Source organism: Arthrobacter sp. StoSoilB20, assembly GCF_019977295.1.
Lineage (GTDB): Bacteria > Actinomycetota > Actinomycetes > Actinomycetales > Micrococcaceae > Arthrobacter > Arthrobacter nicotinovorans_A.
In genome coordinates, this window is sequence record NZ_AP024651.1 from 393,660 (window position 1) to 414,349 (window position 20,690).

General features: G+C 64.2%; 20 protein-coding genes and 1 pseudogene. 9 read left to right on the plus strand and 12 right to left on the minus strand.

What is annotated here, in order from left to right:
* The first annotated feature begins 6 nt into the window (after positions 1–6).
* Positions 7–387 (plus strand): Rid family hydrolase, encoded by a 381-nt coding sequence (locus tag LDN85_RS01895; RefSeq protein ID WP_223944428.1) that lies wholly within the window; start codon positions 7–9, stop codon positions 385–387.
* 216 nt (positions 388–603) lie between these two features.
* On the plus strand, positions 604–1,377 hold the full coding sequence (locus tag LDN85_RS01900; protein WP_091552614.1) for a sigma-70 family RNA polymerase sigma factor: 774 nt from the start codon (positions 604–606) through the stop codon (positions 1,375–1,377).
* A 186-nt stretch (positions 1,378–1,563) separates the two neighbouring features.
* On the opposite strand, the gene LDN85_RS01905 is transcribed toward LDN85_RS01900, so the two are convergent.
* Positions 1,564–2,022 (minus strand): hypothetical protein, encoded by a 459-nt coding sequence (locus LDN85_RS01905; RefSeq protein ID WP_223944429.1) that lies wholly within the window; start codon positions 2,020–2,022, stop codon positions 1,564–1,566.
* 225 nt (positions 2,023–2,247) lie between these two features.
* A complete protein-coding gene (locus LDN85_RS01910; RefSeq protein WP_223944430.1) occupies positions 2,248–2,577 on the minus strand; it encodes a hypothetical protein in 330 nt (109 codons plus the stop codon).
* Positions 2,578–2,695: 118 nt separating this feature from the next.
* On the opposite strand from LDN85_RS01910, the gene LDN85_RS01915 reads away from it, so the two are divergent.
* On the plus strand, positions 2,696–3,313 hold the full coding sequence (locus LDN85_RS01915) for a hypothetical protein (protein ID WP_223944431.1): 618 nt from the start codon (positions 2,696–2,698) through the stop codon (positions 3,311–3,313).
* A 74-nt stretch (positions 3,314–3,387) separates the two neighbouring features.
* Here LDN85_RS01915 and LDN85_RS01920 read toward each other — a convergent pair whose 3' ends face one another.
* A complete protein-coding gene (locus LDN85_RS01920) occupies positions 3,388–4,881 on the minus strand; it encodes an MFS transporter (RefSeq protein ID WP_026542143.1) in 1,494 nt (497 codons plus the stop codon).
* A gap of 158 nt (positions 4,882–5,039) precedes the next feature.
* Between LDN85_RS01920 and LDN85_RS01925 the strand changes: the two genes are divergently transcribed.
* Positions 5,040–6,287 carry a glycosyl hydrolase gene (locus tag LDN85_RS01925; protein ID WP_223944432.1) on the plus strand — a complete coding sequence of 416 codons (1,248 nt, stop codon included), beginning with the start codon at positions 5,040–5,042 and terminating at the stop codon, positions 6,285–6,287.
* Here the strand turns inward: LDN85_RS01925 and LDN85_RS01930 are convergent.
* Entirely contained in the window at positions 6,223–6,753 is a 531-nt protein-coding gene (locus LDN85_RS01930) for a MarR family winged helix-turn-helix transcriptional regulator (protein WP_223944433.1), read from the minus strand. The genes LDN85_RS01925 and LDN85_RS01930 overlap by 65 nt on opposite strands.
* A gap of 64 nt (positions 6,754–6,817) precedes the next feature.
* Here LDN85_RS01930 and LDN85_RS01935 point away from each other — a divergent pair, with 64 nt between their 5' ends.
* From LDN85_RS01935 to LDN85_RS01950, 4 genes are all read left to right on the plus strand, one after another.
* The gene (locus LDN85_RS01935) at positions 6,818–7,582 is read left to right on the plus strand and encodes a class I SAM-dependent methyltransferase (RefSeq protein ID WP_223944434.1); all 765 of its coding nucleotides are present in this window, start codon (positions 6,818–6,820) and stop codon (positions 7,580–7,582) included.
* A 48-nt stretch (positions 7,583–7,630) separates the two neighbouring features.
* Entirely contained in the window at positions 7,631–8,728 is a 1,098-nt protein-coding gene (locus tag LDN85_RS01940) for a LysM peptidoglycan-binding domain-containing protein (RefSeq protein ID WP_223944435.1), read from the plus strand.
* Between the two features lie 258 nt (positions 8,729–8,986).
* Positions 8,987–10,108 (plus strand): hypothetical protein, encoded by a 1,122-nt coding sequence (locus tag LDN85_RS01945; protein WP_223944436.1) that lies wholly within the window; start codon positions 8,987–8,989, stop codon positions 10,106–10,108.
* Between the two features lie 167 nt (positions 10,109–10,275).
* Positions 10,276–10,611 carry a hypothetical protein gene (locus LDN85_RS01950; RefSeq protein WP_026547411.1) on the plus strand — a complete coding sequence of 112 codons (336 nt, stop codon included), beginning with the start codon at positions 10,276–10,278 and terminating at the stop codon, positions 10,609–10,611.
* A 107-nt stretch (positions 10,612–10,718) separates the two neighbouring features.
* On the opposite strand, the gene LDN85_RS01955 is transcribed toward LDN85_RS01950, so the two are convergent.
* A complete protein-coding gene (locus LDN85_RS01955; protein WP_223944437.1) occupies positions 10,719–12,473 on the minus strand; it encodes an HNH endonuclease signature motif containing protein in 1,755 nt (584 codons plus the stop codon).
* A gap of 658 nt (positions 12,474–13,131) precedes the next feature.
* Positions 13,132–13,965: a TspO/MBR family protein gene (locus LDN85_RS01960; protein ID WP_223944438.1), complete on the minus strand. Its 834-nt coding sequence runs from the start codon at positions 13,963–13,965 to the stop codon at positions 13,132–13,134.
* 155 nt (positions 13,966–14,120) lie between these two features.
* On the opposite strand from LDN85_RS01960, the pseudogene LDN85_RS01965 reads away from it, so the two are divergent.
* Positions 14,121–14,621 (plus strand): annotated as a pseudogene (locus LDN85_RS01965) (MarR family transcriptional regulator); the annotation flags it as partial.
* A gap of 114 nt (positions 14,622–14,735) precedes the next feature.
* On the opposite strand, the gene LDN85_RS01970 reads toward LDN85_RS01965, so the two are convergent.
* From LDN85_RS01970 to idi, 6 genes are read right to left on the minus strand one after another with little or no spacing between them, the layout of a single operon-like run.
* A complete protein-coding gene (locus LDN85_RS01970; protein WP_223944439.1) occupies positions 14,736–15,947 on the minus strand; it encodes a prenyltransferase in 1,212 nt (403 codons plus the stop codon).
* Positions 15,944–16,366 carry a lycopene cyclase domain-containing protein gene (locus tag LDN85_RS01975; RefSeq protein ID WP_223944440.1) on the minus strand — a complete coding sequence of 141 codons (423 nt, stop codon included), beginning with the start codon at positions 16,364–16,366 and terminating at the stop codon, positions 15,944–15,946. Before LDN85_RS01975 ends, LDN85_RS01970 begins: the two co-directional genes overlap by 4 nt.
* Positions 16,366–18,030: a phytoene desaturase family protein gene (gene crtI, locus LDN85_RS01980; RefSeq protein ID WP_223944441.1), complete on the minus strand. Its 1,665-nt coding sequence runs from the start codon at positions 18,028–18,030 to the stop codon at positions 16,366–16,368. Before crtI ends, LDN85_RS01975 begins: the two co-directional genes overlap by 1 nt.
* Positions 18,027–18,950, minus strand: a complete 924-nt coding sequence (locus tag LDN85_RS01985) for a squalene/phytoene synthase family protein (RefSeq protein ID WP_223944442.1) — start codon at positions 18,948–18,950, stop codon at positions 18,027–18,029. Before LDN85_RS01985 ends, crtI begins: the two co-directional genes overlap by 4 nt.
* Entirely contained in the window at positions 18,947–20,041 is a 1,095-nt protein-coding gene (locus tag LDN85_RS01990; protein ID WP_223944443.1) for a polyprenyl synthetase family protein, read from the minus strand. The genes LDN85_RS01985 and LDN85_RS01990 overlap by 4 nt, the downstream gene beginning before the upstream one ends.
* Positions 20,038–20,646, minus strand: coding sequence for an isopentenyl-diphosphate Delta-isomerase (idi, locus tag LDN85_RS01995; RefSeq protein ID WP_223944444.1), 609 nt, complete (start codon positions 20,644–20,646; stop codon positions 20,038–20,040). Before idi ends, LDN85_RS01990 begins: the two co-directional genes overlap by 4 nt.
* Positions 20,647–20,690: the final 44 nt, after the last annotated feature.

A 20,690-nucleotide genomic window follows, 5' to 3' on the forward strand; every position in this document is an offset into this window, starting at 1 on the left:
ACCAACATGACGCGTCAACAGGTGGTCACCGACCTCGCACCCAGCCCGGCCGGCCCTTACTCCCAGGCCATCGTGGCCAACGGATTCCTGTACACCGCCGGCCAGACGCCCCACGATCCCACCACGGACGAGCGCGTAGGAATCACCATCGAGGAACAGACGATCCGGGCCATGGAGAACCTGGCCAAGGTGCTTGGCGCGCACGGCCTGGACTTCTCCCACGTGGTCAAAGCCACCGTGCACCTGCATCACCCACGCCGTGACATCGACGGCTTCAACGCCGTCTACGAAAAGTACGTCGTTGCCCCTTACCCGGCGCGGACCACCGTGGGTTCGTTCCTGGGAGACTTCCTGGTGGAGATCGACGTCGTAGCGGCCCTCCCGTAACCGACCACCCCCGCCGGAGGTACCGGGCGGAGGTACTAGGCGGAGGTACCAGCCGGGGGTACTTGCGGGGGTATTTCAGCACCTTTCACGCGGCCCCGTCCGATGCCGGACATTGCGCATTGGGCGGGGCCTTCCTTGACTGCGCCCTCATCAGGGCTGCAGAACAGCAGTTCCCTCCAACCCTGATCCATGCCCTCCCTACCCTGAAAGGCCGTCATGTCCGCCCAAGCCCTGCCCTGCCCAAACCGCGGTGACCCTGCTTCCGCCCAACCATTGAACGACCAACAGTTGCTGGCATTGGTTCGTGGCGGTGACGTTGCCGCCTTCGGCGAACTGTTCATCCGTTACCGGCGGGTGGGAGGTTTCGTGGCCCGCGCGGAATCAGACAACCCCAGCGATGCCGCAGACATTGTGGGTGAAGCGTTCGCCGCCGTCTTCCAAGCGATCGTTGAGGGCCGCGGTCCGGTGGAGTCGTTCCGGTCCTACCTGTTGACCACAATCCGGCGGATGGCCCACCGGAAGAACCAGAAGGCAACAAGGCTGGTCCTGATCGACTCGGGTACCGTGGATGCCTTTGCTTTTTCCGGCGACGACCACGTCCTTGGGACCCACGAGTCCATCATTTTGGTGCGAGCTTTCCGCGAGCTGCCCAGGCGCTGGCAGGACGTGCTCTGGTACGTCGACGTCGAAGGACTGAAACCCGCGCAGGCTGGTCCGCTTCTTGGCCTGACCCCGAATGCGCTCTCCGCCTTGGCCATACGGGCGCGCGAGGGCCTCCGCCAGATGTACCTGCAGAAGCACGTCGGCCAGGCCACTGTCCAGTCCTGCACCGAATACCTGCGATACCTGGGCAGGTATGTCAGAAACGGACTGCGCGGAAACGCCCAAGCCAGGGTGCGGGAGCACACTGAACGCTGCGCGCACTGTTCAGCCGTCCTCGCGGAACTCCGCGAGCTTCAGGCGTCCATGCGGACCACCACAAACAAGTAGGCGGAGCAGCGCGTGCCGGGAAGTGAAGCACCTTGTGCTGGAACTGCGGCAGCACATGCCTGAAGTGAAGCACCTTGTGCTGGAACTGCGGCAGCGCGTGTCGGGAAGTGGAGCACCTTGTGCTGGAACTGCGGCAGCACATGCCTGAAGTGAAGCAGTCCATTCCGGCAGGTACCAATGCCCGTACTAGGCGACGTCGGAGCTGATGTGATCCCCGCCGGCAGACGGATCCCCACTGGCAGGCTGGTCCCCACTGGCAGGCTGATCCCCTCCGGCAGGCTGCTCCAAATCAGCCGGCCGGCTCCCGTCGGCGCCCTGGGTCCCCACTAAACGCCGGCGCTCCAGTTCGCAGTTGATCAGGTCCAGCAGCGCCTGTGCCGGTTCGGACAAGTGATGTGTGTCAGGTGAGCCGAGCTGGTCGCAGTGAATGAGGACGTGGCGGATGCGTTCCAGTTCACGGGACGGCACCAACGGCCAGCGGTGGAACAGCTGCCGGACTGCTATCGCTCCAAGGAGGGCATCGGGCTTGTTTGCCGCGTTGTGGTTTCCGTGCTGTCCAGCGGCTCGTCGTCTGGCGATACTGGCTGCCGAGAGCGCAACGCCGTGGGCCATGAGATTCTCGGCCTTGAGTGAATTCGGGGCCATGGGGGACCTCCCCGGGGTAGAGCGAAGGAAGCCGTTGCCTGACTACGAAATCAGCTTACAGAATGTGAGTTATGTCATGTCAATCATTACGTAAGGCTGCCGCCGTCGTGATCTAAAATTCCGTTCCGCGGGCTGTGGCGGCGGGCTTGTGGTGAGCTCCAGACGCGGCACCGTTCCTACGGCCCGAATCCCACGTTGGCGACCAGTGAAGCGACCCGGCCTGCGTCAAAAGCCGCGCCGGACCGCCGTTTTGTCTTGATCGAAGTGATACCGGGCCCGGCGGAGAAAGCTGACGAGCGCCTCTGTTTCCGACTCGGTACGAAGTATTGAGAAGTCCATGATCCCAGCGCGCTCGTCAGTGTCCCACACGCGCCAGCCCGTGCCGTCACGATCGATCCAGGCCGAACGTTCGGCGCGGCCGGTCCGACCGAACCAGTTCGCAGTTGCCACGCGAACTGTGGCCAGATATTCCGCTACCCTCGCCATGGTCAGGGATTCGGGGTCCGCCAGCAACTCGTCCAAGCCGTGCAGGTAGTGCAGCTCTTGATTGTGCATGATCCCAGTATCGTTCGGTTTGCGGTGGGATCCGGTCATTGCCTGCTGCCAACCAACGTGCCGGAGCGCGTCGGCGGGTCGGCCTCGGATTCAAAATCAATGAATACATAGTGGAGCAATGAGCCGCGCCAACCGAACCGCTACCCAGGCTGCCCTGATTGCCGTTATCCTTCTGTCGCTCGTCTCGTGTGCCGCTCCGGTGCCATTGCCCGAGGCGTCCTCACAGTCCATCCCACACGACGCGGACAGTGGACAGACCATCGCCGAAGCCCGCGGGGCCATAGATGCCATCCCCGGAATTTCGGTCACCAGCTTTACCGGCGGAGGGCCGCCGAACGTGAAGGGAAACACCGGGTACGCCGTGGCGTTCGCCATTGAACCCGGATACACCCTCGTCTACGGCGACTTGCTCATCGACTACATCATCCGCAACGTTTGGGCTGTGGGGGAAGGCTACATGCCGAACACCCAGATCCAGATCAGCGCGAGTACCGCTGACGGGGAGCCGTTTTTCGACCTTGCAGCCGCAGCTGTTGGCTCGGCCTGGGTCAGTCCGAAGACCTCGGCCACTCCGTCGCAACACAGCACCGTCATCATCCCACTCAGCGCTGACGACCCCGAAGGGGCCCGGAACCTCATGAACTTCAAGCGTGACGGTTCCTGGCCGGGCGTCATCCCGAAGCCCCTCCCGGACCGCATCACCCGTTTGGAAACCGCCCCCGCGCCGGCGGGATGAATAACCATTCCTGGTGTGGCCCAGCCGGCAGAAATCGGCGCCGGCGCCCGCGATGCGGCGCCGGCGCCGTGCAGCTAGCCCAAGTGGACGTGCGGCGTATCGCCTGTTCCGCTGAAGGTTTTGCGATCGATCCTGATCAGGAGGAATGCGATCGGTACGATCAAAACCGCTACCCCTGCCGCCCAAAGGAACACCATCGAGTAGCCCGCGGTCAGCGCTGCCAGGGGCTCACCGCCGGCGGACATGGTGGCTGCGGCTGCGATGGCGCTGAAGAGTGCGATGCCCAGCGAGCCGCCAATCTGCTGTGACGCGTTGACCAGGGCGCTGGCCACTCCGGCGTCGTCCTTATCGACGCCGAAGAGGGCGAGGTTCTGCATGGGGACAAAAACCAGGCCCAGCCCGATGCCCATCAGGATCAACGCAGGCAGCATGTTTACCGCATACGTCCCATCCGGCGTGACCTGGGTGAGCCACAGCATGGCTGCGGCCATGAAGACCGGACCAAGTGCACTCGGGATTTTGGCGCCCAGTTTTGGCAGGTTTTTCGCAACGATGCCCGCCGTGATGATCAGCACCACTGTCATGGGCAACGACGCGATTCCGGCCGCGAACGGCGCGAACCCCAGGACAATTTGGAGATAGAAGTTGATAAAGAGGATGCCGCCGATCAGCACTGCACCGGCGAGGAAAGAGGCCAGAAAGGCAGCGGCGCGGTTGCGTTCGGTGGCCACGTGCAGCGGCAGCAGGGGGTTCTTGACCTTGCGCTCGACGGCAACGAACAGGACCAGCAACAGCACACCTGCCGCGATGAAGCCCCAGGATTCCACTGCACCCCAACCGTGCTCGGCGTTGGCGAAGCCGTAGACCAGGGAGCCCAGGCCCAGAGCGGCAAGAACGACGCCGGGCCAGTCGTATTTGGTGGAACCTCCGGCTTTGCTTTCACCCACCAAAGTCCACACGCCGATCAGCGCGATGATCGCGATGGGGACGTTGACGAAGAAGCACCACCGCCATGAGACGAATTCGGTAAGGAAGCCGCCCAGCAGAACACCCACCGCTGCGCCGACGCCACTGATTGATCCAAAGATGGCGAAGGCGGTACCGCGGTCCTTGCCGCCGGGAAAGGCCACCGTCAGGAGCGCCAGGGCGGCCGGGGCGAGGAGCGCTGCAAAGATGCCTTGCAGGGCGCGGGCGCCGATCAGTTCCCAGGGCTGCTGGGCCAGGCCTCCGATGAGCGATGCCACTGCGAAGCCTGCTGAGGCGGTGAGGAAGGTCCGCTTCCGTCCCCAGAAGTCGGAGATCCGCCCGCCCAGCAGCAGGAAGGCGCCGAAAACCAGGGCGTAGGCCGTGACCACCCATGAGCGGGTGGAGTCGCTGATGCCCATTTCCAGCTGGAGCCGGGGGAGTGCCAGGTTCACGATGGTGCCGTCCAGGACCACCATGAACTGGGCGAGGGCCAGGAAGGGGAGGGCCCGCCAGCCGATGCTTTTGCTGTTTTTTCCGCCCGGCGGGGTCCCGTTGCTTGTTGGGGCTTGAGTGCCCGATGTCCCCAGTACTTGTGATGCCACGCGTCACCCATTCTTGAAAGTAGTAATACTTATAAAAGTATAAGTACTCCGGGGTGCGGGCGTAAGCGATCAGACAGTGAGATGCGTCCCAGTTCCATCAAAGGCAGGCACCTTACTAGGATGGGGAAAACGCAGGCGGGAAAGGGTTGGGATTTATCGTGGGGGAACAACCGGAAGCGGGTCGGGATGCCCGGAAGGCTAACCGCGCCGAACTGTGGCGGGCCTTTGCCTTGCCTGCTGTGATTGGTCTGGCAGTCCTTGGAATTGCGGCAGTGAACTTCGCAAATGGCCTGACGGAAAAGCAAGCCCAAACCGCATCCGGGTTGAAAGCCTGCGAAGTCCTTCCCCGTGCTGCCCTCGCTCCGGAGTCCGGCGCACTGTTCGGCGTAAACCTGGACTGGCATAACAAATCGCTGGCCGATTTCGCCAAGGACCTGGGCCAAAAACCGGCAGTCAGCGTCTCGTTCACCGGCTTTCCGCTGACTACCAAGGACGAGGATGATCTCCGGCGGGCAGTAGAACAGATTCGGGCCGACGGCCAGATGATGCTTTTGACGCTGGAACCGCACAATGGACTTGCCACCATCACTGAGGAAACCGCCGCAGCCTTGGCGAAGGACCTCGCCGAATTCAACGACGACGGTGTCCCCGTCATCGTGCGGTTCGCCCACGAGATGAACGGTTCCTGGTACGCCTGGTCCCAGCAGCCCCAAGCGTATAAGGAAGCTTTCCAGACGCTTGCCAACGCCGTGCACTCCACCGCGCCGGGGTCGGCAATGATGTGGGCGCCCAACTACGGCGGCGGCTACCCCTTCGCCGGAGGGCAGTTCGAAGCCAAACCAGGCACGCCGGAATTTGCCGCCCTGGACACCAACGGCGACTCCGCACTGACCATGGAGGATGACTCCTACGCGCCCTACTACCCGGGCGATGACGCTGTGGACTGGGTCGGCATGTCGCTGTACCACTGGGGCAACACATATCCGTGGGGTGAGAACGAACTCCCCGAACCCCACAAGTTTGCCGATCAACTCACCGGAAACTACCGCGGTGCCAATGGTGATGACAGCCTGCTCCCGGATTTCTACGGCGTATACGGCACCCAGCATGGCAAACCGGTGGCCATCCCTGAGACGGCCGCCCTCTTCGCACCATCAGCCGGTGGCGAGTCCGAAGCCGCCATCAAGGAAGCGTGGTGGGGCCAGCTCTTCAGCCCCGGGACGCATCAGCAATTCCCGCAACTCAAGATGATCAACTGGTTCGAGTGGGACAAGGATGAAGTGGAAGTAAAGGGCCGGGTGGATTGGACCGTAACCAACGCGCCCGGGATTCGTGATTCCTTTACCGCAGCGCTCCCGGGCTGGTTCCGCTTCGGTCCCGGGGAGGCCTGCCAACCCCGGCAGTGACAACTGGTGCAGGCGTCTGTTCAGGCTCGGCCAGGAACGACGCCAGCCGCTCCAACGCCGGGAGGCTCGCCGCGATCTGCTCCCGTTCTTCCGGAAGCAGGCGGGCGCTCGCGGCGATGAGGGCGTCCGCCCAAGAACCCTCCAGGAGCGTTTTGATCCGCCGGGACTCGTCTGTTGGGTGGAGGGACACGTAACGCTTGTCCGAGGCATCCTTGACGCGGGTGACCATCCCGACCGCCACGAGTTCGCGCAGTTGCGAGCTCACGTTGCTCAACTGCCGGCCGAGCCGGGCCGCTACCTCGGCAACGGTGATGCCCGGATGCGATTCAACAACCCGCAGTATCTCGAGCATGCCGTTCGAAATGGGAGGCAGGCCGGTCTCGTTGAGCGACTTGCGCCGGATGTCGGACGAGATGTCGATCATGCAGGCGGCCAAGGCCTTATGGTCCACGGTCTCTTTTCCCATTCCACAAGCATAGGTGGGGGTGGACCCCTTCAATCTGCCCGCCGTCGCCTGCGATACTCGCAGCATGATCAACCAGCAACAACTCTGGGACCACCATGCCGCAAAGCAGTACGACACTCCCGGCGAGGGAATGTTCTCCCCTGGGGTGCTTGGTCCCACTGTTGAGGTCTTGTCGGAACTTGCGGCGGGCGGTCCCGCCGTCGAATTTGCCATTGGTACCGGACGGGTTGCCATACCGCTGCAGGAAGCGGGGGTGCCGGTCAGCGGTATTGAGTTATCCCACGCGATGATCGCGCGCCTGCGCGAGAAAGTGGGGGAGGAGCGCATCCCGGTGGTCCAGGGCGATATGGCCGAGGCTTCGATAGGCGCCGATTACACGTTGGCATTCCTGGTTTTCAACACCATCGCCAATCTCCTGACACAGGAGGAACAAGTCCGGGGTTTCCACAACGCTGCCCGCCACTTGGCACCCGGCGGCCGGTTCGTCGTCGAGCTCTGGGTACCGCAGCTGCGTTCACTGCCGCCCGGGCACGGCGGGACAGTGGAAGTGAGCCGGCCCGGGTACCTCCTGGTGGACACCTACGACGTTCTTCGGCAGCACGTCATCTCACACCACGTGCAGTTCGGCCCCGAACTTTCGGACGGGCGCGAAGCACAGATCGGGCGGACTCCACACCGTTACATCTGGCCGGCCGAACTCGACCTCATGGCACGGATAGCCGGATTTGAGCTCGAATCCCGTTGGGCCGATTGGGATCGCAGCGAGTTCACTGCAGAGTCCCGCAGCCACGTGTCCGTGTACCGGCTGCCTGACCAGCGGATGACCTGAGCGGCGGATGACCAGGGCGGCGGATGACCAGCGCGGCATTATGCTCGAATGGTTGCCGGGCATGACGCCGCGGCACGCCGTATTGGGGGAATAGTGAAATTCAGATTCAAGGCTGCCTTGGTCGCGGTGGTTCTTTCCACCGGGTTGGTTGCGTGCACCTCGCAGGATGCACCCACTGACCTGAATCCGCCGATGCCCACGGAGGCTTCCCCCACAGACTCCGCCGCCGACGCACCCACTGCCGCGGCGCACGCCCCCACAGCGTCCGCTGCCGACGACGCCCCACCTGCGCTGGGCGACACCGTTGCCGATTCCTTCGGCAACGCGCTCTTTTACACGACGGTCGACGGCGACACCCTCACCAACGTCGCGGCCTCCTTTGGGCTCTCCTCCGCGAAGCTTGCCGGCTTCAACGGAGTCGTAGCTGACACGCCACTCGGATCCGGAACCAAGCTCCGCCTCATCCCGGGACCCGGGCCAATCACTGGTGCCACGGGAGAAGCCACCGAGGATGCATCCGGCATCCCTACGAGCTACGTCATCGCGGCGGGCGACACCCTGGACGGGATCTCCTACCGTTTCGGAATCAGCGGCAAGCAGTTGGCCGAAGCCAACAAGGTCCCTTACGTGTACGAGCAAGGCAACACGTACTTCATCCGTTCAGGACACACCATCCAGCTGCAAAAGAAGCCTGTGGACAGCCGTTCAGGTGCCGGCGACACCATCCACAATTCCTTCGGTCAGCCCATTTTCTACACCACAGTGGACGGCGATTCCTTTGACAGCCTCGGCTACCAGTTCAGGTCCACCACCGAACAATTGCTGATGTACAACCCTTCCCTCTCAGCCGGCATGCCCATCCCTGCCGGCACGAAAATGAGGTTGATTCCCGGAGATCTTGCCATCGAGGGCGCCCGGGGCACCTTCACCGCAGACGCTGATGGAATCCCTTTGACGTACACGACGGCGGTTGGAGACACGGAGCGGCAAGTCGCCTTCCGGTTCAGCGTAGTTGACCTCAGTTCAGCGAACAGGCCCCTGTCGGGCACCGCTGGCTCCTGGTACGAGGTTGTCGACCGGCCGAACGGGGTGCTCGCGCCCGGACAAACCGTCAGCCTGGCTCTCAACAAACCCATCAACAGGTAGCCCGTGGGTGGGTAGGCCGCGGGTCGGTAGCCTGCGGGTGGGTAGGCCGCGGGTGGGTAGGCCGCGGGTTAAGGAAACGCTCCGGGGCTGTGCCAGTTCCCCTGACAGGGGTAGAGTCGGCGCATGCCTTCAACGCGCCGATTTACTTGCCCCCGACCGGTCTCCGGTCGCGAGGGCTGGATGGCGCGCGCCTAGGTCCTGGCGGCGGAGCGGGTCGGGGGAGGAAGCCCCTCAACCATCTCAACCCAAGGACCAGCAATGCCTACCTATCTCACCCCTGCACAGCTTCACGCAGCCTTGAACGTCCGGGACCTTTCGAATCCCGATCAGGGCCACCATGCAATGCAATCGCTCCTCAGCGACGTGGTGCACGGTCTACGCGAGCAGTGGAACGTGCCTCAGCAAACAGTTCGACACAGTCCATTGGTCAGCGTTGCCGACAACTACGATCGACTGGGTTTCAGCCCGGCCGACGTCACTCGCGACCAACGGTATTCCCGCTACGTCAGCCCTACGGTCATGTTGCGGAGTCACACATCGGCTTCCATTCCTGCGCTCCTGCGGGGGCTTGATCCGTCCCAGCCCCTGGACGAGCTCTGGGTGATCCCCGGCCTTGTCTATCGGCGTGACTCCATAGACCGCACCCACGTCAGCACGCCCCATCAGGTGGACTTGTGGCGCGTTGGTTCCACCAGTGCCCTGGGCTCCAAGCATCTCCAGGAGATGATCGAAACCTTGGTGACAGCGGTACTCCCGGACGCTCAATGGAGGGCAGTCCCGTCTCCGCACCCCTACACGTACGGGGGCTTGCAGATTGACGTCCGCTGCGACGGCGAGTGGCTGGAACTGGCGGAGTGCGGGCTCATGGCCCCGAAGCTCTTCCTGGATGCGGGTCTGGATCCGGGAAAGTGGTCGGGCCTGGCCTTGGGGATGGGATTGGACCGTGCCCTCATGCTCCGCAAAGGCATTCCCGATATCAGGCTGCTCAGGTCATCGGCCCCGGGGATCCAACAGCAAATGCTGGACTTGTCACCGTGGAAACCGTCCTCCAGGATGCCTTCGATCCGAAGAGACCTTTCCATTGTTGTTGACAGCGGTATGGACGATGAAGTGCTCGGAGACCGGGTTCGTTCGGCTCTGGGGGAGAGGGCTGAGGACCTGGAAAGCGTGGAGCTTATGGCACTCACGCCAAGCCAGGAGCTTCCCGAGGCCGCGAGGAATCGGCTCCGTATCCGCGACGGGCAGTCCAACGCCCTGATTCGGATGGTGATGCGTCCCCTTGCCAGGACAATGACCGATCCAGAAGCGAATCGGGTCCGGGACGATGTCTACCTGGCCCTGCACGAAGGCCCCGTCAAGGAACTCATTTCGGGCCGATAGGGCTGGGCTGCCGGGCAGGAGGATTGTGCTGCAGGCCAGACAAGCCGCGTGACAGGCGAGGTTTGCTGCGCTGTGCCGGTGGTCCGCTTTGGCTGCCGGCACAGCTGACCATAGATGAGCCAACGCTGGCGAAAAGGCACTGCGTGTGGGATTGCTAGTCTGAAGTCATGACCCGTCGCCTTGCAGCCCTGTCCGCCGTCCCCGTCGTGTTGCTGCTCGCGGGCTGCGGAGCCGTGGAGGAAGCAGCCACCAGCGCGGCCAGTGACGCCGCATCCAAGGTCGCTACCGCAGCTGCCGATGAAGTAACCAAGCAGATCTGCGCCGTGGTCCAGGACGGATTGGTGGGTGTCGAGGATAAGCAGGTGCTGGCGGGCCTGGTAACAGCTGCCGATGCCGCAGGCGTGCCGTCGGACATCACCACGCCCCTTCGCCAGATCGCCGACGCCGGAGACCAGGTTCCGGCCGAGTCCGTCCAGGCACTGAAGAGTGCTTGCCCGGCTTAAAGCTGTTCAAGATCCTGCGGAGTCAGTTGGGCAGTTCTCCCAGGCATGGCGCACGCGTGCTGGCTGGGGATGTTCGACCGGACATAGGCTGCCGCGCCCCGCAGGTGTCAAGGCTCCTCGCGCCCAGCAGGTAGCAGGGTGTGTTCGTGCCCTGCCGATGGGAGGCTGCCGCGCCCAGCAGGTAGCAGGGTGTGTTCGTGCCCTGCCGATGGGAGGCTGCCGTGCCCTGCAGGTGGCAGGGTGTGTTCGTGCCCCGGCAACGGTGGCGCTTTTGACTGATAGACGTGTCCGGTAGGAGTTCGGACCTCCAAGGTGTGCGTTTGGCCGTCGGAAGTACTCGAACTCCATCCGGGGTTTTCCTTGTTGTGATTGCACGCCTCGCACAGCCCTGCACCGTTGTTCATGGTGGTGGTCCCGCCGTCGTGCCAGGGAACCACGTGATCCAGATGCCTGATGGGGGCATCGCAATAAGGGGTCCGGCAGGTGTGGTCGCGGGTCTCGATGAAGCGACGTAACCGATGTGGGAAGATCCTCGCTTTGGAATCCATGGTCAGGAGTTCGCCACTCCCCGGTGCGGTGTAAAGGCGACGGATCAAGACCCGGAACTCTTCTTGCTCCAGCGCATCCGTATCCAGGTGGCTTTGGCTGGAGGACCCGGCAAACGCCGCATTCGAGGGCGCGGGTGGGGTCCCGGCCAGTGACGTGGACCCAGCCCTCTTGCGGGACGTGGGTTGGGGTTGTTCGTGGGGTGTGGTGTGCGGGGTGGGTTGGTCGCGGGATGTGGATAGCCGCGTGGGTTCGGGCTGTTCGTGGGGTGTGGTGAGCGGCGTGCGTGCGGAGTCTGCGCCCGACCAGACCAGCTTTTCGGATGTGTCCTGCCTCTTTGACGCGGGTGGTGCTCCATGCCCGCCGGAGCCGTCGGTCAGCAGGACTCTTGCCCATTCAGCGGGGACGATTCCGTACCCTTGGATGCGGGCCGGTTCGCTGTCACCTTGGAAGAGGGTGCGGTCTGTCATGACGAGCTGGAGGTCGATCCCTGAGATCCCGCCTGGCGTTCCGGTGACGCGCTCGACGAGGGTATCGGCCATAATCTGTCCACGGTTTCGGCCGTCGCCTGTCGAACGGGCCGAATCTGCCTGCCGGGTAAGGGCAGCATAGGCCGCGACCCCTTGAGCCACCGGCAGCAAGGCGGTCAGGATGGTCATGGTGTCCGGAGCCGGGCGGAGACTGACCCTCCGTTCTGCAGCGGCGTGGCTGGCCCTCTGGGTGACCGAGCGCGGATCACGCCTGTAAGCGGCAGCTTTCGCCGCAGCGACGATGTTCCGGTCACCGGATCCGTTGAATGTCCCCGCGTCTGGTGCAAGTTCTTCATCCACGGCGAAACGGTCTTCAACGCTGAGGCAGGCGGTCTCCTTGACCAATAGGGTGGCACGCCATTCATTGAGCTGACCCGTTTCAAGCGCTGCCATGGTTCGTGGCATTTCAGTGACAAGAGCCTTGGCAAGTCCGAGCAGGCGGGACCCACGGTTGGGCGATTCACGCCGGGCCAGGGCTACCTGCGCAGCGACTCCCCGGCCCTGCTCCGCTGTGGGGACGCCGGCTTCGGCCTGTTCCCTGCGCTGAGCAAGATCCAACGCGACAGCTGCCCTGGCCTGCCGGGCGGTAATGGCGGATTTCAGGTCTTCGAGGACGCGAATCTCGTTGACGAGCTCTTGGCTGTTGGAACTCGCGGGCACCGAAGCAAGTGCGGCGGCCAGGGCACTCAACGCAACACCGGGCTGAGCCGGCTCATAAAGCGTCGAGGCTTCGACAGGCAGGGGCAGCTCGTTGCCGCCCGCTTGCCCGTGCCGAATCCGCTCCATGTGCCAACTCTTCCAGCCACGGGAAGCGCCCATCAGGTGTGAATTCATCTATGTGGAAAACATCGGGTGTTGAAGCGACACAGGCCGTGCTTCAGCAGCCGCTGTGTGCTTGTCCGGTTGCACGGGCCCACAAACAGAACCGCAGGGCCAAGCCCGGCGCTCTCTGCGTCGGAAGGCTGGATGACCACCGTCCAGGCCCCGCCGGGCCCGGGTCAGCAGGGCCAAGCCCGCCGGTCTTTGCGTCGGAAGGCTGGATGACCACCGTCCAGACCCCCGCCGGGCCCGGGTCAGCAGGGGCCAAGCCCGCCGGTCTTTGCGTCGGAAGGCTGGATGACCACCGTCCAGACCCCCATCGGGCCCGCGGTGACCCAAACATGACCGAGCCATCAAGTGGTGGGACCCGGGCGGGTCAGCAGCGCAGGATAAGCAGGGCCAGGATAGCGACGCTGGGCTGACGGGCCCGGATCAGCAGGGCAAAGCCCGCCGTTCGTTGCTACCGACGGCAGGGCCAAGCCCGCCGGTCGTTGCTACCGACGGCAGGGCCAAGCCCGCTGGTCGTTGCTACCGACGGCAGGGCCAAGCCCGCTGGTCGTTGCTACCGACAGCAGGGCCAAGCCCCCGGACTCAGCTTCCGTGGGCTCTGCTTCCGACAGCTGGGCTACCTAAGGCCGGACGTCGGAGCCCCGGCCCTAGCCCGCGCCCCAGCCCCCGCCAGAACCACCCGGGTACGCACGGTGATCGCGGCCCCGAGGACCAGTGCAGCAGCGACGGCCGCAGCAATCGCGGTGGGGAACGACTCGGGTGCGTCAGCGCTGCGGCCGACGGTGATCCAGGCAAGGCCCCAGGCAATGGCGGCGGCCAAGGCCAGGCGCCCGTGGCCTTTGATGGCCAAAGCGACTCCCACGGCGGCCACTACAACCAACACCGCTACTGACCAGAACTCGGGCCGCAAACCGAACCCTGCGAATCCGGAGGCCTTCAACGCAGCTGCGATGTTGGCGCATACGGCCGCGCTGGTCCACCCGAGGTACAAGCCCAACGTTCCATCGACCACCACTGCCTCAATCCACGAGGCGGCACGGCTCTGGCTGTAGCGGAGGAATGACAGAACCAGCGTCACAAGCAACGCCAGAATGACGACGACGCTGACCAGGAGCCAACCGGCTTGAACCGACAGGATCCAGGCAGCATTCAGGATCATGGACACGGCCACGATCCAACCCAGGGACCGTTGCCGGGGATTGGTCCGCTGCGACGGCAACCACTGCCACACCGTATAGGCCAGCAACCCGGTGTACACCACCGACCAGATGGAGAAGGCAGGAGTCGCGGGCGCCAGGAGGGTGGAATCGGCGGCCAGCGCGCCGCCTGCTGCCTGGGCGATGGGGGTTCCGCCGAAAACTCCGACGCCGATCATCGAGCCAACGATGCAGACCACCAAGCTGGCGGTGACAGTGATCTGCCGGGCGAGGTCCGAACGTTCTGTTGCCATGTGCAGTGCCTCTTTCCTTGTGGGTCGTGCGTGGGGTCGTGCCTAGGACGCGCTGTTCACGTGGGCCGCTGAGCACTGTCATGCATTCACGTCCCGCGTGACTTACTATCAAATTGCTAGTGAAACAAGCTTTACGCTTACCAAAGGAACATCGGATGGACTCGGAAGGCCACGCAAAGGGCTACTGGTACGGCAAAGACCCAGGTCAGAAGGCCATAGCCATCGACGTGCTGAATGCCTTGCGTGATTACCGGGCCTCCGAACAGGCGATGCGCCGCAGGACCCGCTCGTCCATGGGGATGGGTGAGAAGGACCTGCTGGCCTTGCGTTACCTGTTCGAAGCCGAGGCCTCGGGGGCGGTGATGAAGCCGAAGGATTTGGGCGACAAGCTTGGTATAACGTCGGCGTCCATGACCACCCTGATCGACCGTTTGGTGGAGTCGGGCCATATCCGGCGCGAACCCCACCCCACTGACCGTCGTGCCTTGGTGCTGAAGGCGACGCCCGGTTCGGACCAGGAAGTACGGCACACCCTGGGCGGAATGCACCGCCGGATGCTGGATGCGGCGTCCGCCTTGAGCCCGGACGAGTCGAGGATCGTGGTGAACTTCCTGCAGCACATGCGTGAGGCCTTGGACACCATCGATGAAGAGCCTGGAGACACTGCACAGACCGGCGACCCCGTACAGACCGGACACCCTGTGAAGACCGGCGACCCCATCCAGACCGGACACCCCGTGAAGACCGGAACCGCCGCAGAACCCGCCGAATCATGAGGTGAGGCTCCACTGCAGGATGAAGACGAGCGTCACCAGGAACCCTGACCCGTAGTTGAGCCAGATGAACCGCCGCCACGCCACATTGGTGCGTGCCGCCGTCGTATCCGTGACGTTCCAATAGGGCGCGCAATTGACGATGTACGGTATGGCAATAATCGCCGCGAGCGGCCCGGGCCAGGGCGTGGCCAGCATGGCCAGTCCCGCAACAAGCCACAGTCCGACGGCGACCCTCACCGTCCGCCGGGCGCCGAAGACTGTTGCTATGGAGCCGATGCCGGCCTGACGGTCGGGTTCGATGTCTTGGACGGCGCCGAAAGCATGCGCGGCCATGCCCCACAGGAAGAAGGCCGCGAGCAGGATGACCAGGCCCGGCGTTACGTCGGCTCCCGCTATGGCCAAACCGACGACGGCGGGACTCACAAAGTGGGTGCTGGACGTCAGCGAGTCCAAGACCGGGCGTTCCTTGAAGCGGAGCCCGGCCACCGAGTATGCCACGACGGCGAATGCGCTTACTGCCAGGCTGATCCACGCGGCAGGTCCCCCCGCGAACGCCAATACCAGCAGGAACGGCAGGTTGGTGATCGCCGCGAGCCACAGCATGGGCCGGTGCAGGCGGGGCTGGAGGAGGGCGCCTTCCATGCCGCCCTTGCGCGGGTTTTTCAGGTCCGACTCGTAGTCGAAAACGTCGTTGATCCCATACATGGCCAGGTTGTACGGAATGAGGAAGTAGAAGGTGCCCACGATCAGTACCCAGTCGATCTCGCGGGTAGTGAGCAGCATCGCCGCCGCGAACGGGTAGGCGGTGTTGATCCAGCTGACGGGCCGGGACGCGAGGAGCGCCTGGGGGACGAGGCCTTTGAGCCTCGATTCGGCACGGCCTTCGCTGGTTTGCTCCCGCTTGCGTGTCAGCCACATCCACAACCCTGGAAGCGCCACGACGCCGGCCAGGGGGTAAGCAAAGTCCTCGATCGGAGCGAGCCCTGCTTTGATGCCGAGAATGTGGGATGGGTCGTAGTGGAAGAGTTCCATGCCGATCATGACCGAGTCGAACACGGCGGTCAGGACGGCCAACGCCGCGAACGCGAGTCCTACGGCTTTCCAGTGTTTGCCCGTTTCCCCGGGGCGGGCGCCACGGCGGGCGAAGACCAGGCCGGCAACGGCTGCTGCGGCGATGAAGGCGAGCGCAAGCCACAGGTACGTCATACGTTCTCCCGCGCTTTCGTGACGGGGGTGCCTGTCGTGCCTGCGGGGGCAGCGGGGTTGGTGTCGATCCCGCCCGTCGTCCCCCCATGCCCGCCATGCCGCGCAACCCGCCTGTCAATCAACCGCCGGGCTCCCGTGTAGAGGACCATAGTGCACAGCACCAGGAACAGCAGGAACACCGGTTCTTCAATGGGAAGTTCCGGTGCGATCAACAAGCCCGTGGCGATGGTGCCTTGGCCTCGCAGGAAGATTCCCAGGCCGATTCCGGCCAGGTCCCAAGCCAGCAGGAACAAGACGCCGACGGCGGTGACGATCGCCGCCGCTGTGGCATCGCGCCAGAAGAACAGGCGGAAGCGGTGGTCGAGCAGGAGCATGCAGGTGATGCCTGCCAGCAGCGAGAGAAGATAAAGAACACCCATCAGCCAATCCTGCTGGCTACAGGCTTCACAGTGGTAGGTCCGGCACTGTGGTCGCCGCGGATTCGCTTGAGGACCAGTTCTGCGCTGATCAGGCACATGGGCACTCCCACGCCCGGCGCGGTGGTGGCGCCGGCGTAGTACAGGCCTTGCACACGCGTGGAGGCGTTCTGGGCCCTGAACATGGCGCTTTGGCGCAGGGTATGCGCCGGGCCCAGCATGCCGCCGCGCCACGAGTTGTATTGCCGGGCGAAATCGGCCGGGCCAATGGTGTGCCGGACCACGATCCTGCTGCGGAGGTCCGGGATGTTGGCCCATTGGGCGATTTGATCGATCGCTGTGTCCGCTGTCCGTTCTATGAGGGCGTCTCCGTTGCCGTCGGGACCACCTGCTCCCAGCTGGGGATCTGCGGGGACAGGAACCAGGACAAAGAGGTTCTCGTGGCCCTGCGGCGCTACGCCTGGGTCGGTCTCGCTGGGTTTGCAGACATAAATGGATGCGGGGTCCGGGATGCTTGTTTCCGCACCAAAGATGGCCTCGAAGTTGGCTTCCCAGTCTTTGGTGAAGAACAGGGAATGGTGGGGAAGTTCCGGCACTGCGCCCTTCACGCCCAGCATCACCAGGACGGCGCCGGGGCCGCTGGTGCGGCTGGACCAGTACTTGTTGTTGTAGCTCCGGTCCCGGACGCCCAGCAGCTGGGTTTCGGTGTAGTGCAGGTCCGCACCGGAAACCACCAGGTCCGCAACGCTGTAGTGCTCGGCGCCGGAACCATCCCGCCACTTGACCCCCGTGACTTCGCGGCGGTCCTTGCCTGAAAGCGCAGGCGGGAGCTTCACGCCGTCAAAGCGGCCCACCTTCCTTGTCAGCGGAGCTTCCCGTGTGGTGATCTTCAAGGCTTCTGAGCTGGTGTGGATCCTGACGCCTGCGTCCACGGCCAAGGCTTCAAGCCTGTTCACGAGCTCCCAAAAGCCACCCATCGGATACTGCACGCCGTCGCCCAGGTCCAGGGCGCTCATCAGGTGGTACATGGCGGGAGCAGCAGCCGGATTGGTGCCAAGGAAGACGGCCGGGTAGCCCAGCACCTGGCGGAGCACGGGGTGCTGGAACCGCTGGGACACGAACTTATCCAGCGGTGTGAGGAGCAGTTGCGCCAGCTTGGGCAGGCTGCGCAGCACTTCCGGATGCAGCAGTCCCTGCGGCCTGGTGAACGGGTTGTACAGGAAAAACCGTTCAGCCATTTCCGTGGTGCGCCGCGCAGAAGCGAGGTAGGAGCTGAGCTCTTTGGCGCTGCCCGGCTCCACCTGCTCGAAGGTTTTCAGAACCTGTTCGCTACCCAACGGGATTGTCAGGGGGACTGTCAGCGGATCCGGCCGGATGCCGTCGTGGTTTGGCTCGCTGAAGACGCGGTACGCGGGACTAAGGGTCTGCAGGTCCAGTTGTTCGGCTGCGCTGGTACCGAGCAGCTTGAAGAAATGGTCGAAGACTCCCGGCATTAAGTACCAGGAGGGGCCGGTATCGAAGCGGAAGCCGTCCCGTTCGAGGCTTCCAGCGCGGCCGCCCACGGTGTCGCGCTGCTCCAGGAGCTGGACTTCGTGGCCTTCGTGGGCAAGCAGGGCGGCGGTGGCAAGGCCGGCAATGCCGCCGCCGATCACTACGGTCCGGGTCATCGGTGCAGCTCCATCCATGTCGAGGCTACGGCGCGGGCGGCGAGCCCGGCCTTCACGGCGTCCGGCACGCGGACCCGGGAACGGTACAGCTCGTCCACCGTGGTCTGGTCAATCCTGTCCGTGAGGGCCTGGAACAATGCCAACGCGCTCCGGACGGCGGCCCTGGCGTCCCGGGGAAGCATCGGAATAACAGCGTTGGCATCAGCCAGCTGCGCCCGTACAGTCCTGACCCACTCCACCCTGTCGTGCTCCTCAAGGAAGTCCGAAGTACCAAGGTAGTTGCGGCCCAGCCGGGAGGTGTCGTCCGCCAGGTCACGGAGGAAGTTGATGTTTTGGAAAGCAGCGCCCAACCTGCTGGCACCGTAGCGCAACGCGGCGGCGTCGCCGTCGTCGATGTTTTCATCCCGCATGAAAACGCGCAGGCACATCAACCCCACCACCTCGGCGGAACCGTGCACGTAGCCGTCGTGGGCGTCCGCGTCGAAACGGAGCGGCTGCGCTTGCTCCTGAACGGAAGTGGTGGCTGAGGTGCGCTCGCCGAGGTCCATCCGCATTGAAGCGAAGAAGGGATCGATGAGTGACTCGTCGATCCCCGCGGTCCTGGCGGTCTGGGCAAAAGCATGGATGATGAGGTCGCTGCTGTAGCCGAGCTTGACCGCGCGGTGCGTCTCATCGATGAAGTGCGCCAGGGCATCGCACTGTTCCTGGTAACTGAGGCCGGCTTCGGCAGTGACGCCGTCCACCAGTTCATCCGCCACGCGCACCAGGGCGTAGATGTTGCGGACGTGCTGGCGGTGCCGGCTGCCCAGCAGCCTGCAGGCAAGGCCGAAGGACGTTGAATAGGCGGCGATCACCTGGTTGGCTGCGCGCTCGGCTGTCCGGGTGAAATGGGTGAACGAGGTATCGGTGGCGACGCTCATGATTGCCGTCCTTCCAGCTGCCCGGCGAGATCAAGCAGTACGTTGCGTGCACCCTGCGGGATGGTGCTGGTGAGCTGATGGGTGAAGGCCTCCATCTGTTCCTCGATGAGGCCCTGGACAAACGCCTCCGCTCCGCAGTCGGTGAGGTGGCGGCGGACGTGCTCGCCTTCCTCGCCGTTGAGCCCGGGCCTGCCGAAGAGGGGAGCGATGTGCGGCCAGGTGCTGGTGGTCCGTGCATGGGCGATGATGGCCGTTTCCTTGCCTTCGCGCAGGTCGGAAAAGGGATCCTTGCCGTGGCGGCGGGGATCCCCGAAAGTGGACAAGAGGTCATCCTGCAACTGGAATGCCAGGCCAAGGTGCCTGCCGGCAGTTGCGAGCGCAGTTTCGACGGCGAAGTCCGCACCGGCGAGCGCTGCGGCGGCACGCAACGGGAGCTCGAATGTATAGGTGGCGGTTTTGTACCCGCACATCACCAGGATCGTTTCGAGGTCAGGGGCGATGACACCGTCCCCGAGCCCAACGTCCAATTGTTCGCCGGCCACGGTCTCGTTGATGGTGTGTTCCAGGAGATCCAGGAGGCGGAGACGTAATTCGTGCGGGAGGTCCGCGCGGGCGAACGCCTGGTGGGTGGCGGCGAGCAGCATGTCTCCCATCAGGATTCCACCGGTCTGGGCCCAATGGAGGCCGCCGTCCGGGCGGGGGAGTTCCCCGGCTTCTGCAAGGAGTGAGCCGATCAGGTTGGGATGCCCGCGGCGGACGAGGTCGCCGTCGATCACGTCATCGTGCAGGAGGAAGGCGTAGTGAAGGAGCTCGATGGCGGCTGCGATGCTGATGGCGGTTTCGCGTTGGCCGGATTCCTGGTTCCTGGTGGAGCTGCCATGCTGGAGGGCGTCGTAGGTTTCCATGAGCAGCAGGGGCCGGACGAATTTGCCGCCGAGCACGTTCTGGCCGGCCAGTCCCCACAGCCTGGCGAAACTGGGTCCGTATGCGGTGGCGGCGCTGGTCCGCTTCCCGATCAATCCGGTCAGCTCGTCCTCGATGGCGCCGCAAAGGTCTGTGCGGCTGCGGACGGCTCCGGAGGTGACGGTCATGCCTGGGCCCCGTGGTGGAGGTGGGCTCCGTCGTGGAGGTGGGCTGCCTCGTGGAGGTGGGCTGCGTCGTGGACCGGCAGGGCCTGCACATCAAGCAGCTGGGGGAACTGCAGCCCGAGCCAGGGGCTGAAAGCGGACGGGGTGTGGGCCAGGGCATCTTCGAGCAGCGCCGGGGAGATCCAGGCCCAGTCCGCAACCTCGGCCGGATTCGGTTTCAGCGGCCCGCTGATCCGGGCGACGAATACCGGGCAGACCTCGTTCTCGACGATGCCGGTGGGGTCCACCGCCCTGTAGCGGAAGTCCGGGAGGACCAGTTCGATCCTGTTGGCATCCACCCCGAGTTCGAACTGTGCCCGCCGGATTACGGCGTCCTCGAACTCCTCGCCGGGTGCCGGGTGGCCGCAGAAACTGTTGGTCCATACTCCGGGCCAGGTCTTCTTTTCCGGTGAGCGGCGGGTCAGGAGGACCTCGCCGGCGTCGTTGATCAGGTAGCAGGAGAAGGCCAGGTGCAGAGGGGTGTCCGTTGTGTGCACCCCCGCTTTTGCTGCCTCCCCGATGGGTGTTCCGGCGTCGTCCAGGAGGACCACCATCTCTGTCGCGTTCATCCTGCGCCTACCTCCTACACCCGGTGCCTTAGAGAAACTTGAAT

What these genes read in the sequence shown, in the direction of transcription:
- LDN85_RS01895 (WP_223944428.1), top strand. Translation starts at nt 7, where the DNA reads ATGACGCGTCAACAGGTGGTCACCGACCTCGCACCCAGCCCGGCCGGC.
- LDN85_RS01900 (WP_091552614.1), top strand. Translation starts at nt 604, where the DNA reads ATGTCCGCCCAAGCCCTGCCCTGCCCAAACCGCGGTGACCCTGCTTCC.
- LDN85_RS01905 (WP_223944429.1), bottom strand. Translation starts at nt 2,022, where the DNA reads ATGGCCCCGAATTCACTCAAGGCCGAGAATCTCATGGCCCACGGCGTT.
- LDN85_RS01910 (WP_223944430.1), bottom strand. Translation starts at nt 2,577, where the DNA reads ATGCACAATCAAGAGCTGCACTACCTGCACGGCTTGGACGAGTTGCTG.
- LDN85_RS01915 (WP_223944431.1), top strand. Translation starts at nt 2,696, where the DNA reads ATGAGCCGCGCCAACCGAACCGCTACCCAGGCTGCCCTGATTGCCGTT.
- LDN85_RS01930 (WP_223944433.1), bottom strand. Translation starts at nt 6,753, where the DNA reads ATGGGAAAAGAGACCGTGGACCATAAGGCCTTGGCCGCCTGCATGATC.
- LDN85_RS01935 (WP_223944434.1), top strand. Translation starts at nt 6,818, where the DNA reads ATGATCAACCAGCAACAACTCTGGGACCACCATGCCGCAAAGCAGTAC.
- LDN85_RS01940 (WP_223944435.1), top strand. Translation starts at nt 7,631, where the DNA reads ATGGTTGCCGGGCATGACGCCGCGGCACGCCGTATTGGGGGAATAGTG.
- LDN85_RS01945 (WP_223944436.1), top strand. Translation starts at nt 8,987, where the DNA reads ATGCCTACCTATCTCACCCCTGCACAGCTTCACGCAGCCTTGAACGTC.
- LDN85_RS01950 (WP_026547411.1), top strand. Translation starts at nt 10,276, where the DNA reads ATGACCCGTCGCCTTGCAGCCCTGTCCGCCGTCCCCGTCGTGTTGCTG.
- LDN85_RS01955 (WP_223944437.1), bottom strand. Translation starts at nt 12,473, where the DNA reads ATGGAGCGGATTCGGCACGGGCAAGCGGGCGGCAACGAGCTGCCCCTG.
- LDN85_RS01960 (WP_223944438.1), bottom strand. Translation starts at nt 13,965, where the DNA reads ATGGCAACAGAACGTTCGGACCTCGCCCGGCAGATCACTGTCACCGCC.
- LDN85_RS01970 (WP_223944439.1), bottom strand. Translation starts at nt 15,947, where the DNA reads ATGACGTACCTGTGGCTTGCGCTCGCCTTCATCGCCGCAGCAGCCGTT.
- LDN85_RS01975 (WP_223944440.1), bottom strand. Translation starts at nt 16,366, where the DNA reads ATGGGTGTTCTTTATCTTCTCTCGCTGCTGGCAGGCATCACCTGCATG.
- crtI (WP_223944441.1), bottom strand. Translation starts at nt 18,030, where the DNA reads ATGACCCGGACCGTAGTGATCGGCGGCGGCATTGCCGGCCTTGCCACC.
- LDN85_RS01985 (WP_223944442.1), bottom strand. Translation starts at nt 18,950, where the DNA reads ATGAGCGTCGCCACCGATACCTCGTTCACCCATTTCACCCGGACAGCC.
- LDN85_RS01990 (WP_223944443.1), bottom strand. Translation starts at nt 20,041, where the DNA reads ATGACCGTCACCTCCGGAGCCGTCCGCAGCCGCACAGACCTTTGCGGC.
- idi (WP_223944444.1), bottom strand. Translation starts at nt 20,646, where the DNA reads ATGAACGCGACAGAGATGGTGGTCCTCCTGGACGACGCCGGAACACCC.